At 54.5% G+C, this 13,564-nt stretch carries 13 protein-coding genes and 1 tRNA gene; 3 read left to right on the top strand and 11 right to left on the bottom strand.

The genetic code is table 11. The features are described from left to right. Positions 1-23: 23 nt before the first annotated feature. The 8 genes from V5T82_RS16460 to aroA all read right to left on the bottom strand — a co-directional run bounded on the left by V5T82_RS16460 (position 24) and on the right by aroA (position 10,446). The gene (locus V5T82_RS16460) at positions 24-470 is read right to left on the bottom strand and encodes a lipopolysaccharide assembly protein LapA domain-containing protein (RefSeq protein WP_332896761.1); all 447 of its coding nucleotides are present in this window, start codon (positions 468-470) and stop codon (positions 24-26) included. Between the two features lie 27 nt (positions 471-497). Next, the gene (locus V5T82_RS16455; protein WP_332896760.1) at positions 498-779 is read right to left on the bottom strand and encodes an integration host factor subunit beta; all 282 of its coding nucleotides are present in this window, start codon (positions 777-779) and stop codon (positions 498-500) included. Positions 780-938: 159 nt separating this feature from the next. Then, complete coding sequence (sppA, locus tag V5T82_RS16450) at positions 939-1,871, bottom strand: signal peptide peptidase SppA (protein ID WP_332896759.1); 933 nt, start codon at positions 1,869-1,871, stop codon at positions 939-941. Between the two features lie 51 nt (positions 1,872-1,922). Then, entirely contained in the window at positions 1,923-4,685 is a 2,763-nt protein-coding gene (locus V5T82_RS16445; RefSeq protein ID WP_332896758.1) for a CHASE domain-containing protein, read from the bottom strand. A gap of 130 nt (positions 4,686-4,815) precedes the next feature. Continuing rightward, the gene (locus V5T82_RS16440; RefSeq protein ID WP_332896814.1) at positions 4,816-6,483 is read right to left on the bottom strand and encodes a transporter substrate-binding domain-containing protein; all 1,668 of its coding nucleotides are present in this window, start codon (positions 6,481-6,483) and stop codon (positions 4,816-4,818) included. 138 nt (positions 6,484-6,621) lie between these two features. Then, the gene (rpsA, locus tag V5T82_RS16435; protein WP_332896757.1) at positions 6,622-8,376 is read right to left on the bottom strand and encodes a 30S ribosomal protein S1; all 1,755 of its coding nucleotides are present in this window, start codon (positions 8,374-8,376) and stop codon (positions 6,622-6,624) included. A 71-nt stretch (positions 8,377-8,447) separates the two neighbouring features. After that, on the bottom strand, positions 8,448-9,107 hold the full coding sequence (gene cmk / locus V5T82_RS16430) for a (d)CMP kinase (RefSeq protein ID WP_332896756.1): 660 nt from the start codon (positions 9,105-9,107) through the stop codon (positions 8,448-8,450). Between the two features lie 10 nt (positions 9,108-9,117). Continuing rightward, the gene (aroA, locus tag V5T82_RS16425) at positions 9,118-10,446 is read right to left on the bottom strand and encodes a 3-phosphoshikimate 1-carboxyvinyltransferase (RefSeq protein ID WP_332896755.1); all 1,329 of its coding nucleotides are present in this window, start codon (positions 10,444-10,446) and stop codon (positions 9,118-9,120) included. Between the two features lie 149 nt (positions 10,447-10,595). Here aroA and V5T82_RS16420 point away from each other — a divergent pair, with 149 nt between their 5' ends. Then, positions 10,596-10,931, top strand: coding sequence for an FYDLN acid domain-containing protein (locus V5T82_RS16420; RefSeq protein WP_332896754.1), 336 nt, complete (start codon positions 10,596-10,598; stop codon positions 10,929-10,931). A gap of 189 nt (positions 10,932-11,120) precedes the next feature. Continuing rightward, positions 11,121-11,196, top strand: a tRNA-Ala gene (locus V5T82_RS16415). Positions 11,197-11,247: 51 nt separating this feature from the next. Here V5T82_RS16415 and V5T82_RS16410 read toward each other — a convergent pair. Together V5T82_RS16410 and V5T82_RS18310 are read right to left on the bottom strand one after the other, a co-directional pair. Then, positions 11,248-11,892, bottom strand: a complete 645-nt coding sequence (locus V5T82_RS16410) for a site-specific integrase (protein ID WP_332896753.1) — start codon at positions 11,890-11,892, stop codon at positions 11,248-11,250. A gap of 302 nt (positions 11,893-12,194) precedes the next feature. Further along, positions 12,195-12,533, bottom strand: a complete 339-nt coding sequence (locus V5T82_RS18310) for a helix-turn-helix domain-containing protein (RefSeq protein WP_442917889.1) — start codon at positions 12,531-12,533, stop codon at positions 12,195-12,197. 89 nt (positions 12,534-12,622) lie between these two features. Between V5T82_RS18310 and V5T82_RS16405 the strand changes: the two genes are divergently transcribed. Further along, positions 12,623-13,285, top strand: a complete 663-nt coding sequence (locus V5T82_RS16405) for a hypothetical protein (RefSeq protein WP_332896752.1) — start codon at positions 12,623-12,625, stop codon at positions 13,283-13,285. Here the strand turns inward: V5T82_RS16405 and V5T82_RS18305 are convergent. Continuing rightward, positions 13,224-13,517: a helix-turn-helix domain-containing protein gene (locus V5T82_RS18305; RefSeq protein ID WP_442917887.1), complete on the bottom strand. Its 294-nt coding sequence runs from the start codon at positions 13,515-13,517 to the stop codon at positions 13,224-13,226. The genes V5T82_RS16405 and V5T82_RS18305 overlap by 62 nt on opposite strands. Positions 13,518-13,564 lie beyond the last annotated feature (47 nt).

Genomic DNA, 13,564 nt, shown 5'->3' with positions numbered 1-13,564 from the left:
TAGGGCCAAGGGTTTCTTGAGGCTTAGGCCGCAGTTTTCGGCCCGGAAAGTTGTGCCGTCGTGTCTGCCGTCGTAGCTGCTTTTGTATCGGGGGCATGGTCGATGGTTTTGACATCCCCCACCCCACCGGTGTCCGGGGTGTTGAGGTTTTGCATTTCTGCCGCGCGCAGCTTCACTTGCAGCTCTGCCACTTTCGCTTGTTCCGTGGTGAGCTGGCGGCGGGCCACCTCGCCGTCATAGGTGCGTTTGCGCAGTTGGGCCCGCAAACGGCCACCCCCCGCCCAAGACGCAACACCGCCCAACAACACACCCACACCCAAAATCGCGGTGAGCAGCAAATAGAGCTCAATTTCCAAGCTGAGTGCGAACGGCCACAAGTCCAACACCACGGGTGTCTTGTTGTGCAGCGCAAAGACCACCACGGCAACAGCCGCAGGCAGCATAATCAGCCATGTGATGAGACGACGCAAGGCGGGCTCCCCCTCTAAAGTCGGCAATTAGCCGGTGTTGAGTTTCTCGCGCAGCTGTTTGCCGGTTTTGAAGTACGGAATGTACTTGGCCGGGACGTCCACAGCTTCACCGGTGCGCGGGTTGCGGCCCGTGCGCGAGCCCCGTTCTTTCACCGAAAAAGCACCAAAGCCGCGCAGCTCAACCCGGTCGCCCTGGGCCAATGCATCGGTGATTTCGTCGAAAATGGTGGTGACGATGCGTTCCACATCCCGCAGATACAGGTGTGGGTTGGCTTCTGCAAGCTTTTGAATCAATTCAGATTTCGTCATATTCTGACCTCCCTGCCGGGTCGCCGACTGACCACGGCCTAAGCCCGGATAACATGCCCGGATGTCGGGGCGTTTCCCCAGAAAAAACTCAAGACTGTACGCGCAATTTCGACCGTTTTGGGCTGTTTTGACCCGCTCAACACGCGTGCGCTTAAAACTCTAGAGATCAGGTTGCCAAACCGAGAGCAGCCCGTCAAGTTTAAGTCGTTCTGATAGCACAGCTTTTCCAAGCGATCCAAAGACCCGTTCGGCGAAATCGGGGCGCGGATAGTCGGGTTTTTCGTCTACAACGTCCAAATCGTCCTCAATTTCCTTTTCCGCCACCAGCCAATCAAGGGCTTCCTGTTCGCCGCCAATGGCGTCGATTAAACCCACTTCCAGGGCTTTTTCACCGACAAAGACCCGCCCGTCGGCGATCTCTTTAACCGCTTCGGTGGTCATGGAGCGGCGCTCTGCCACCATGGAAACAAACAGCTCGTACATGTCCATAACCACTTGGTTCAGATGTTTGCGCGCTTCGTCCGACATGTCCTCCATGGGATTGGGCTGGGCTTTGAGCTCCCCGCTTTTAAACGTTTCCGGACGCACACCGATTTTATCCATCAGCTTGGTCACGTTGGCGGTCTGCATGATCACGCCGATGGACCCCGTGAGTGAGCCCTTACGCGCCAAAATTCGGTCCGTACCGATGGCCGTCATATACGCCGCCGAGGTCGCCGTCGACCCCATCACCGCGACGACGGGTTTGTCTTCGGATATGGAGCGCAAACCCAGATAGAGATTCTCGCCGCCCACCACCGTGCCGCCGGGGCTGTTGATGCGCACGATCACGGCTTTCACGCCGTCGTCGTCTTTGAGCTCTTGCAACAATTCGTCACGATGGCGGTCTTCGAAAATCACACCTTCGACCGTGAGGCGCGCAATGCGGTCATCCCCGCCCAGTTTGGACGCCAGTTTGCTCTCGCCATCCACGGAGCGCATCACCAACACAGCCGCCAAAGCCGTGAGACTTATGGCCGCAACCACTTTCCACAATAGGGACGAGCGACGCTGGCGGCGGCGTTCCATCAGTTTATCGGTGTCTAGGGACATCTATGTACTCATTTAAGTTTTGAAGAGGGCGAAGTCTATCACACGTATGTGTCAATCCACCAACGGCAAAGTGAAATAGAACGTCGTGCCGATATCGACCTCAGACTGGAAGCCAATTTCTCCGCCGAGCCTCTCGACAATCATTTTGGTGATCGCCAAGCCCAGTCCCGTACCGCCTTCTTTACGCTGCGACGTGCCGTCGGCTTGGGCGAATTTTTCGAAAATGCGCCCGCGGAACTCTTTGGGAATACCGGGGCCGCTATCGGTAACCTTGATGCGCGCAAAACCGTCGTCTTTTTCCAGAGCAATGCCGACGATGGTGCCCGACGGGGAGAACTTCGCCGCATTGGACAAAAGGTTCGCCATAACCTGCAAAATCCGTTGGCTATCGCCCAGCACATAAACGTTTTCCAGCCCGCTCGTCACCATGAAATGCGTGCCATAATCGCGCGCGTAGTTTTGGTTCACCTCAATCGCTTCTAAAATCAGGTCCGACAGATTGAGGTGTTCCATCTTAAACACCATTTCACCCGATTCGAACTTGCCCAAATCTAAAATATCGTTGACCAGATGGATCAATTGATCGGTGTTGCGGTGGGCGATGCGCACCATCTCCATGGCTTTGTCCGGAAGGTCGCCCAGCGCCCCTGCGGCCACCATGCCGAGCGAGCCTTTGACCGATGTCAGCGGGGTGCGCAGTTCGTGACTGACGGTAGACACGAATTCTTGTTTCATCCGGTCCAAACGGATGCGCGCGGATATATCTTGGATCGTCCCCACAACACGGGTCGGGCGTTTATGTTCGTCATACACCAGCTCACCGTGGACGTTGACGGTCTTTTCCAAACCGGACGGGGACACCACCTGCAAATCTGCATTGTAGCTTTCATGCGTCTTCACGACCTCGGTCAACGCTTGGACCAAAGCGTCGCGGTGTTCCAGGGGGAAGTGTCCGGCGAACCCGCCCAGTGTCCAGTCTTCGCCCGTCACGTGAGAATCCAAAATGCGGCGTGCTTCTTGCGAAAGCCACATGGAATGGGCGTCCAGTTCCATAGTCCAGTTGCCCAACTGCGCAATGCGCTGCGCTTCGGCCAAGCGGTGTTCGCTGGAGCGCAAGTTGGCCGTTTGTTGACTGACGATGGCCTGCAACATCACCCGCCGACCACTGATCACCATGACAAACGCGCCGACCAGGCTGGTCAGCAACAATCCGCCGATCAAAACCATCCAACTGCCGCTGCCGCGCTGGGTATTCACATGAGCAGACATCGGAGCAGCCTCAAAGCTCCATTCACGCCCGCCGAAGGTGAAATCAAAACGCTTGCCCAACGGCATGGTCCCGCCGAACAGACCCCGGTCCGACAGTTCGAAAACCGCATCTTCAAACGGCTGATTTTCCATCAAGAACTGCTCACCCGAGACAGCGGAGCGATCCACCAAACGATAGGCGATGCCCTGGTGCTTTAAATCCCTCAACGCTGCGGTGATGATATCCCCGCCGCGTAAACCCGCAACCATGTAGCCCTTGAGATAACGTTGACGGGCCTGAACGCTCATAATGGATTTGCCGTGTTCATAAACCGGCATGAACACCAAGATACCAAACTGTTCTTGTTGATCCTGGACCAAAGTAATGCGCCCGGTCGCCATGGGGCGCCCGGTGTCGCGCGCCAATTCCAGGGCCACTTTGCGCACCGGGTTGGACGCGACATCAAAACCGAACGCCGAACGGTTGCGCACAAATGGCTCGATATAGTGGACGACCACATATTCGTCGCGTTCACCCGCTGGAATTAAAGTGCCCGTGGGTAAACGTTCCCTAATGGTGAAGCCATCGAACCCGTCTTGACGGGTCGCCGTTTCAAAGGCGTCGCGCTGTGCGTTCGGGATCAGCGGGTTCCAAGACAAGGCGTGCAACCCCGGAAGCTCTTCCAAAAACCGGCGGCTGAACGCATCAAACTCACCCCGATCGATATGGGTCGAGGCCGCATAAAAGCCTTCCAAAAACTTCAACACATTGATGTATTCGGACAAGTTGCGTTCCACCGCCTGGGCCAGAGGGGTGAGGCGCTGATCAAATTCCAAGCGCAGACGCTCGCGCTCCCAATGCATGCCCATGCTGGTACTGGCCAAAGAGACAAACAGCGCAACTAAGATCGGCACGGTCACGGTCAAGCGGCGTGGACGCCAGATGTTCACGGGACGCAACACCCAAACCAGGGCCAAGGGTGAAAACACAAACACGCCAATGGTGTCACCGATCCACCACGTCCAAAAATTTTCCATAAACGAAGAGGCGCTGATGATGGAAAAATTAAGCAGCACCAAGTTGCCCACAAAGGGACTGATCACACAGCTGAGCACACCGCCGACAAAAAAGAAGGCAAATACTTCGCGCTCGCTCCCCATCAAGTTGGGAAATCGCGTCAAACGGTGCACCAAATACGCCGCCACCACCGCTTGCAAGGCTGCACCACCGGCAATGATCAAGGGGATTGTCACCGCCTGAAAGGAAAACCCATCCCAGCCCGACCAGACATTGGACAGAAACGATCCCAACAACACGCCCGGCCAGATGCGATAGCCACACACCAACACCGCCACCAACGACAAACCCGCAGCCGGCCAAATCGGCGCAGCGTATCCGGGCGGTATGGTCAACAACAAACTGAGATTACCCAAAATCGCGTAGGCAATGGCTAGCCCAATAATTTTAACCACCATGGGACCGGGCAGACGGGCTACGTCTGCGTCTAACGTCTCAGTCGATGACGACGGGTGAGCCGACGTCCAAGCGTGTGAGCGTGTCTTCATAAAACAGACTGTTCCCTGAGAGCTCGATTGTTAGTTCTGTTTCGAAAGGCGAGCCCTGAGCCGTTTGATAATGTTAATTCTATAGTCTGACATAAGCTTGACAACCGTCATGTTTTCCTAAGGTCATGACCTAGCGGATTGGTGCGGAATATTGAACTCCGCCAACATTCCAATTGGTGTTGAGTTTGTATATCTCCTGCGATGCCGCTTTTTCCCCCAAACTCTCTTCGACAGACGGAAATGTGTTCAAAATATCTTCGAAGCAGTTGGTCTTAAAATTCAACGCCGACGCACGAATATGGGTCTTTTTCGTAAACAGCTGCGCCCAACCCGGCGCGTTGTGTGAATGGGCATGGAGCTGGCGCGCCCATATGGCCCAACGCACGGAATCGCTATACATCGAATGGCCCCCCAAAATCACCGGACCCATCCCCACCACCGTGCCGTCGTGAAGGTTGATGAAGCTTGTGACCGGCTGATCAAACCCGGCGCCGATCAGGTTCAAATCACGCACCGTGGGCGATCCAATCATATCGATTTCGCCATGAGCCAAGGCTTTCAATTGTTCGTCCAAATAATCATCGAAGACTTCAACTTGATCGGGATCTTGAAAGAGCGCCGTAGCAAATGTACGGCAGGTCTCTATACTGAAATCTCGCCATGCTGATTTTGAACGAAATCCACTCGCACCAGGTTCACCCGGTTCTTTGACGACGCCGCAGCGCACGTGGCCGCGCGCGCGCATGGCGTTGTAGACCTCTTCTGTGTTGTGCAAACCTTGGGGGCGCGCAAACACGAGGTCGCCGAACCGAAAGGGCACCATCATCCCACCGTGTGAAGCGAGACTGTTCAAACCACGCTGAAAAGGTGCCTGTCCCAAGCCAAAGTTTCGATTATAAATTTCGCCATAATCGCCAACCCGATCAATGACACTTTGCAGCCAGTTCGTATAAATGCCGAGCGTCACAGCCATGCGGCGGCTGTCTTCCAGCAAAAGATTATAGTCCGGTCCACGTCCGGCTTCTTCGGCCAAGAGCAATCCGCTCATCACTGCCCGAACGATATTGAGCCACTTGCGGTCATCTTGGCGAACCCCCAGCGATAAGGGCTCGAATGACAAGCGTTGTGGCAAAATTTTAAACGCCTGGGCATTTTTCATAAACTTCAGCTGATGTGACAAACCTGTCGAATCGAGTATTGTGGCGTGGCATCTCCCGTCGTCCAGACCCTTCATGGTTTCATGGACCGTGTCAAAGACGACGGCGTTGTATCTCATCTTGTTCCACAGATAGTAGGTCGCAAGATGCAGCTCAGCCATGGACGTTTTTAAAAGACAATATGTCGCCCCGTCCATTTGACGAACATCCATGACACCCAAGTCCTCACGCACCAAAACGGCCATGCCTTCGATAAAATTCGGACCTACGAAATCCAGGCCAAGGGCAACGTCTCGCGTTAAAGTCCAAGTGGTGTAGCGGGCCAAGACATCAATGACACCTGATTGTAACGACTTAAACCGGGTTTTTGCCGAAACAGGAACATAAAAGACTTTGCTGTGCGAACCTAAGACGGCCGTCGCGATTGCCCTGCACATGTCTACATCCAGGCCATGCCATGTTCCCGAACGGTCTTGGTAGGCAAATCCATCGAGTTCGGAAATTCCGCAGTTTAAAACGCCTCTTTCTTTGACCGTTCTCAAAGTATCACTCTGATACACGCCCGGGGCTAAACTCTTGGTCGTCTGACAGCCACTCAACACTGCAATTGCCACGCACAGTACAGTCCCGAGCTTGACCATTTGAAACATGTTCGCCTCCGCTTTCGCCTATTCGTAACCCCGGCACATATCAACACAATTCATGACTGTACCCCACATAAAAAAACGCCCCCGGCTGAAAAGCCGGAGGCGTTTTTGGTTTGGGTTGGAAAAGATCCGTTAGTCGGTAGATTTCTTTTCCAAAGCGGCGCCCAGGATGTCGCCCAAGGAGGCGCCGGAATCGGACGAGCCGAATTCTTGCATCGCTTGTTTTTCTTCCTGAACTTCCAGAGCTTTGATGGACATGGTCAGCTTGCGGCTGGAGGCGTCGATCTGAGTGATCTTGGCGTCGACCTTTTCGCCTTCGGCAAAACGATCCGGGCGTTGTTCGGAACGCTCGCGGCTGAGTTCTGCTTTGCGGATGAAGCCCGGAACACCTTCGCCTGCGGTGACTTCGATGCCACCGTCGGTGATGGCAGAAACCGTGCAGGTGACGATGTCGCCGCGTTTCAGACCGGACAGGCCTTCTTCGAACGGATCTTTGCTCAGTTGTTTGATGCCCAAGCTGATGCGTTCTTTGGTGACGTCAACGTCCAGCACTTTGGCTTTAACCACGTCGCCTTTCTTGAAGTCTTGGATGGCGTCTTCGCCGGATTTTTCCCAAGACAGGTCGGACAAGTGAACCATGCCGTCGATTTCTTCGGTGAGACCGATGAACAGACCGAATTCGGTGATGTTCTTAATCTCGCCTTCAACTTCGGTGCCGGCAGAGTGCGTGGACAAGAATGCATCCCACGGGTTGTCGCCACACTGTTTGAGACCCAAAGAGATACGACGCTTGTCGCTGTCGACGTCCAAAACCATGACTTCGACTTCTTGGGAGGTGGAGACGATTTTGCCCGGGTGGACGTTTTTCTTGGTCCAGGACATTTCGGACACGTGAACCAAACCTTCGACACCGGCTTCCAATTCGACGAATGCGCCGTAGTCGGTGATGTTGGTGACGCGGCCTTTGAGCTTCGCACCGATGGGGAATTTGGCTTCGACGCCTTCCCACGGGTCAGATTCCAACTGCTTCATGCCCAAGCTGATGCGCTGGGTTTCGGGGTTGAAGCGAATGACTTGAACCTTGACGGTTTCGCCAACTTGCAAAGCTTCGGACGGGTGGTTGATGCGTTTCCAAGCGATGTCGGTGACGTGCAACAAGCCGTCGACGCCGCCGAGATCCACAAAGGCACCGTAGTCGGTGATATTTTTGACCACACCTTCGAGAACGTCACCCTCGGCCAATTTGCCGATGAGTTCGGAACGCGCTTCGGCGCGGGTTTCTTCCAACACAGCGCGGCGAGACACCACGATGTTGTTGCGCGAGCGATCCATCTTCAAGATTTGGAACGGCTGCGGGGTGTTCATCAGCGGGGTCACGTCGCGAACCGGACGGATGTCCACTTGGGAGCCCGGCAAGAACGCCACGGCGCCGTTGAGGTCCACAATGAAACCGCCTTTGACGCGGCCAAAGATGGTGCCGTTGACGCGTTCGCCTTTTTCCAGAAGTTTCTCGAGTTGGACCCAAGCTTCTTCGCGGCGCGCTTTTTCACGGCTCAGTTTGATCAGGCCATCACGGTCTTCGTAGCGTTCCACGAACACGTCGATGTTGTCGCCTGCGGTAATGGCCGGAGCGTCCGCGCCCATACCGAATTCTTTCATGGGAATGCGGCCTTCAGATTTGAGGCCCACATCGATCAGCACGGCATCGCCGTCGACACGCAGTACAGTACCGGTGACAACGCTGCCTTCAAGCAATCCATCAGCGCCGAGGGATTCCTCGAGCAGATCAGCAAAATTTTCCATAGTCATATTTTCGTTTGTCCTTACTTTCAATTTATTCTGGCCGAACGGTTGGTTCCGACGGTCTTTAGAAAACACAAAATCCATGCCCCCTTGAGCATTGGTTTGCTCTTGTGGGAACACGGGGTTCAAAGTCGCTCCGAAACAGCTTGTGCCGCTTAGAAGAGGTTCTTAGAGGCGATGAAATCGAGCGCCGCTGCAAAGGCTGCATCGGCGTCCAGGTCGCTGGTGTCCAATGTCAAAGCGTCATCGGCGGCTTTCAGCGGCGAGGCCGAACGCGAACTGTCACGTTCATCCCGTTCTATCATCTCTTCCAGAACGCGCGCATATATAGCCTCTAGGCCACGCTCCTGCAACTCTAAAAACCGCCGTTTTGCGCGGATTTCCGTGCTTGCGGTGATAAACAGCTTCACCGGCGCGTCGGGACACACCGTGGTGCCGATGTCGCGCCCGTCCAAGATAGCGCCCTGGGCGGGGTTTCCATCCGCTAGATGTGGTGGATTTTGGGCAAAATTGCGCTGAAAATCCAACAGTGCGGCGCGCACGCCGGGGATCGCGGAAACTTTACTGGCTGCCTGCGCCGCTTCGTCCGTGCGCAGCTTTTCATTGGCCAATTCAGCCGGGTCCAGCGCCCGGGCGGCGGCTTCGGCGGCTGCGGCGTCCTCTGGATCGCCGCCCGCTTGCAAGACTTTCCAGCCCGTAGCGCGGTACAAAAGACCGGTGTCGAGCTTAGACAGTTTGAAATGCTCTTCCAAACGCCGGGCCAAGGTGCCTTTGCCGGCTGCTGCGGGACCGTCGATGGCGATGACGAAAGACATGGCTGTTTCCTTACTTAAATTGAGCACCTAAGCTTTCCATCAGGGCGCGAAAGCCCGGGAAGCTGGTTTCGATGGGGCTGGCGTCGTCCAGACTGACCGGCTGGTCGGTGGCCAGGCCCAGGACCAAAAACGACATGGCGATGCGGTGGTCTAGATGCGTTTTCACGGTTGCGCCGCCGAAGACCGTTTTGTCCGTGCCGCCCACGCCGTGGACCACCAACCAATCTTCGCCCTCTTCCAAATCAACGCCGCACGCTTTTAAACCCTCGGCCATCACGGCTAAACGATCGCTTTCTTTGACGCGCAGTTCGTCCAAACCTTCAAAGCGCGTGGTGCCTTCGGCCAACGCTGCGGCAACAAACAGCACCGGGTATTCATCAATTTGAGCCGGAGCACGGCTTGGAGGAACCGTGCAGCCCTTTAAGCCTTTGCATTTCACCCGCACATCGCCAACGTCTTCGCCGCCTTCGACGCGGCTGTCCAAGATTTCGATGTCCGCGCCCATATCCTTCAACGTCTCAATCACGCCCGCGCGCAGCGGGTTGAGGCCCACGCCTTCGACCGTCACGTCGGACCCTTCGACGATGCTTGCCGCCACCAGCGGGAACGCAGCGGACGAAATATCTGCCGGAACGACAATGTCGCGGCCTTTGAGCGCGGGCTGGCCTTGCAACACGATGGTGCGCGCACCGTCGTCGCGTTCCACCACCGACACATCCGCACCGAAGTGGGTGAGCATCTTTTCGGAATGATCGCGGGTCGGTTTGGGCTCGATCACCACCGTTTCCCCCGGCGCATTTAAGCCGGCGAGCATGACGGCGGACTTCACCTGGGCCGACGCCATGGGCAGGGTATAGGTGATGGGCAGCGGGTCTTCGGCACCGGTGATGGTGAGCGGCAGGCGCCCGCCCTCAGACGCGTCGAACACTGCCCCCACCTGTTCCAGCGGATCGATCACGCGTTTCATCGGACGCGAAGACAGCGATGCATCGCCGGTAAAGGTCGTGGATATATTCTGTCCGGCGACCAAGCCCATCAACAAACGCGCCGCCGTGCCGGAATTGCCCATGTCCAAATCGCGCTCGGGCTGCAGCAATCCGCCAACACCCATGCCGTGGACTTCCCAGTCGCCATTGTCAAAACGTTCCACTTTGGCCCCCATGGCGCGCATGGCGTCTGCGGTGCACAAAACATCTTCGCCTTCCAACAATCCAGAAATGTGGGTTTTGCCCAGCGCCACAGCACCCAACATCAAGGCGCGGTGAGAAATGGATTTGTCGCCCGGAACGCGGACTTGACCCTTGAGAGGCCCGGATTTAAGCGAAGAAAGCGCCGTCACGGAATTTGGCCTTTGTCGAGAGGAGAAAAAAAATCGGCAGAGATGGGTCTCTAACACGTTTTTCCTTTTGACAGAACCCGCGGAACGTGGCAATTGCGAATAAGTAGATTGTTTGATGAGTACAACGTTTTAAAGCGGAGACCAAACCCGTGGCGAAGCCCAAACTTGGCGATAAGCACATTTGTCCGAACTGTGAAACCCGTTACTTCGACATGGGCCAAAAGCCGCCCACGTGTCCGAAGTGCGGCACTGTGATCGAAACCGGCAAGACCAAGGCCAAAGCCAAGCCTGAACCGGTTGAAGAAAAAGTCGAAACCCCCGCCGCCGAGAGCGAAGACACTTTGGATGCGGAACTGGATATCGACTTGGACATCGAAGACGATCTAGACAGCGACGACGATGACGACGATTTGATGGAAGACGCGTCCGACTTGGGCGGCGACGATGACATAGCTGGTGTTGTCGAGCCTGTCAAAGAAGACTAAGTCGACGGTTTTCCAACCCCGAAACCGGGCCTTTAAGCCCGTCTGCGGGCCTGTGGAAGTTTTTTACGAGACGATGACATTTTCTCTTGCTTTGAGGCCCCAGCGCCTTTAAGTTCCGGCCCGCACATGCCCCCAGCCGGTCGTTTTTTGACGACGCAGGCATCCCATAACGGGGCCTCTGTCAAAACCGGGGCCGTAGCTCAGTTGGGAGAGCGCTACAATGGCATTGTAGAGGTCGTCAGTTCGATCCTGATCGGCTCCACCATCAAAACCCCTTGGGAAACCAAGGGGTTTTGTCTTTCCCGGGTCATTACACTTATCCGTCACTCGCACGCAATTCTTTCAAGCGGTTTGGAACAAGCGGGCGCTTCACCCGCTGCGAAATTTCATTCATGTAGTCGTCAATGGCCGCTACCGATTTACTGAGAAAATCTGGGGCGTATTTGGCGTAAACATCTGTGGTGCTTTTCTCACCACTATGGCCCAGAAAACCTTCGACTTCCCATTTCGTAACGCCACGCCTACGCATTTCCACAGCCATAGTATGGCGTATGATCTTGCGTACAACGTCTTTACCGAGCCCAGCACGTGTTCGTAAGGCCTCAAACCCTTTTCGATTACTACAAATAGGCCTACCGAAATAGTTAACGAAATGCCTAGCGTCTGCTTCTTTCAACCAAGGCAGCAAAAATTCCGAAATCGGAACAGTGGGTCTATATTTTTTTGTTTGATCGCGCCCGGTAGGATTCAGGTGGATCAGTCTGTTCTCCAAATCAACCTGCTCTGTGGTAAGTTCCAGGATCGCTCCAGGACGGGCTGCCGTGTTGAAAGCCAACACAAAGAACATCAACATATGTGGACTTTCACACGCGTCGAAAAGAGCAGCTGCTTCATCAACTGTTAAATGTCGATCATACGATGGGCCTTTCTTGACCTCCCGCACATAAGGGACATTTCTCACTTCTCCGCGCTTTCTGGCACGGTTAAGTGCAGCCCGCCCTGCTGCCAAAGTACGATTGATATAGTCGTTAGAGTGACCCTTGTTTTTAAGCCAATTGATTAAATCATCAATTCTGTCTGGTTTTAGTTCGGAAATTAGTGCACCTGCGAAGTACTCAGACCAATACCGAAGTGCTATACGGACCTACGTTTCGCTCGCGCTGCCTTTTGCCTGTTTCTCAAAATATCGGACCAAGGCCGTCTCAAGCATCATGTCCTCAGGCCGCTCATCCCGAAGCACAACGTTTTCTGCAACCCATTTAATCAACAGGTCTTTGGCTTCCCGAAGGTCAGTTGTGCCAAGCGATGTGCGCTTTGTCTGTCGAGACTTAAACCTTGTGCAGCACCAGTATGGACTGTTTGGACGTTTCGAGAGCCAATAGTCCCCGACTTGCCCGATTCTGTCTGTGCGTTTTCTCGGCATGGCTCAACCCTTTGGCTATGAAGATATTCAATCACTTGGTCTTCGGTATAAAAGATGCGCTTCCCAATCTCCGTGTACCCTATACGCTTACGGTCGCGCTCGCGGCGAATGGTATCTATAGAACGGCGCAATCGCTCTGCGACCTCGTGCTCAGTAAAAAGAGTTGGAATCTTAGACATTTACAAACCTGCATATTTTAAGGCAGAATAAATTTGGTAACTGAAATGGTAAAGCCGTTACATTAATTTTGTCAAGGATAAATGGTAATTTGTTTGGTAGTGATGTTCGCAAGCAGTTAAAAGTCGCCTGCAAGTTTTTTGGCGGGCAAAAGTCAGTTACAGATCAAGCGGGTATTGATAACTCAAACCTCGGCAAGTGGCTCAATGGCAAACCGACCCTGTCTGAGAAAAATGTCGATGCTTTTTTAGAGGCTCTTGGCCTCCCCAGCGGATTGCCCGACGAATCGCATGTCCATATTTGGAGGGTCACGACCGTAACTTTTAAAAATTACGTTCCCGCCCTTAAACTGTACTTCCCAAATGGCGCACAAATCGCTGGCGCGCCGTGGTCACAGTTTGGGTTCCAAAATCCGGCAAAGATGTTTCTGCCATCAAAATATAACGACAATGTTTTTGCACTGACTGATGGAACGGTCCGGGCCATTATCCGCCTACCTAGGAGCATTCTGCTCCAAAATGAAAATATTGGCTCCCTCGTCACATGGCGGGATGGAAAACGTGGAAAATCCGTTTTGGACATCACTGAGGACGATCAAGCCTGGGTCAACGGCGTTCCGTCACTCGCTGAATTTGATGCGGCTTGGCGTAGTACATCAACAACCTTAACGGCCCAGGATGTCTTAGATGTCATCAAACGTGAGGGCATCTCATTTGAGGAAGCCATTCGCCGGATCCAAAACAGAACTTCTTAAAACTCAGGAGCTCAATACGAGACAGTCTGCACCGCCGCGACATGGCGATCCGGTCCGCAGAGGCGGGTTTGTATTCACCGCACGGCAGCGTGTTACGCTCCAACTCACGGCTGATGGTGGATGCGTCACGGCCCATCAAGCGACCGATCTTACGAAGAGACATGTTGGACTGATGCAGTCGGTAAATCTCATAGCGCTCATCAATATCGAGCTGATCATAGTTCTTTCCCATTGCAACTCCGCAGCATAACGGTGTTGCACTTCAAATGAGAATTTAGC

The organism is Magnetovibrio sp. PR-2 (genome assembly GCF_036689815.1).
Taxonomy (GTDB): Bacteria; Pseudomonadota; Alphaproteobacteria; order Rhodospirillales; family Magnetovibrionaceae; genus Magnetovibrio.
The sequence above is the reverse complement of the archived record's forward strand: the minus strand, read 5'-3'. Positions and strand labels throughout refer to the sequence as shown.

Coding starts and splice junctions, on each gene's coding strand:
- V5T82_RS16455 (WP_332896760.1), bottom strand. CDS start 779: ATGACGAAATCTGAATTGATTCAAAAGCTTGCAGAAGCCAACCCACAC.
- sppA (WP_332896759.1), bottom strand. CDS start 1,871: ATGTCCCTAGACACCGATAAACTGATGGAACGCCGCCGCCAGCGTCGC.
- V5T82_RS16445 (WP_332896758.1), bottom strand. CDS start 4,685: ATGAAGACACGCTCACACGCTTGGACGTCGGCTCACCCGTCGTCATCG.
- V5T82_RS16440 (WP_332896814.1), bottom strand. CDS start 6,483: ATGGTCAAGCTCGGGACTGTACTGTGCGTGGCAATTGCAGTGTTGAGT.
- rpsA (WP_332896757.1), bottom strand. CDS start 8,376: ATGGATTTTGTGTTTTCTAAAGACCGTCGGAACCAACCGTTCGGCCAG.
- cmk (WP_332896756.1), bottom strand. CDS start 9,107: ATGTCTTTCGTCATCGCCATCGACGGTCCCGCAGCAGCCGGCAAAGGC.
- V5T82_RS18310 (WP_442917889.1), bottom strand. CDS start 12,533: ATGTCTAAGATTCCAACTCTTTTTACTGAGCACGAGGTCGCAGAGCGA.
- V5T82_RS18305 (WP_442917887.1), bottom strand. CDS start 13,517: ATGGGAAAGAACTATGATCAGCTCGATATTGATGAGCGCTATGAGATT.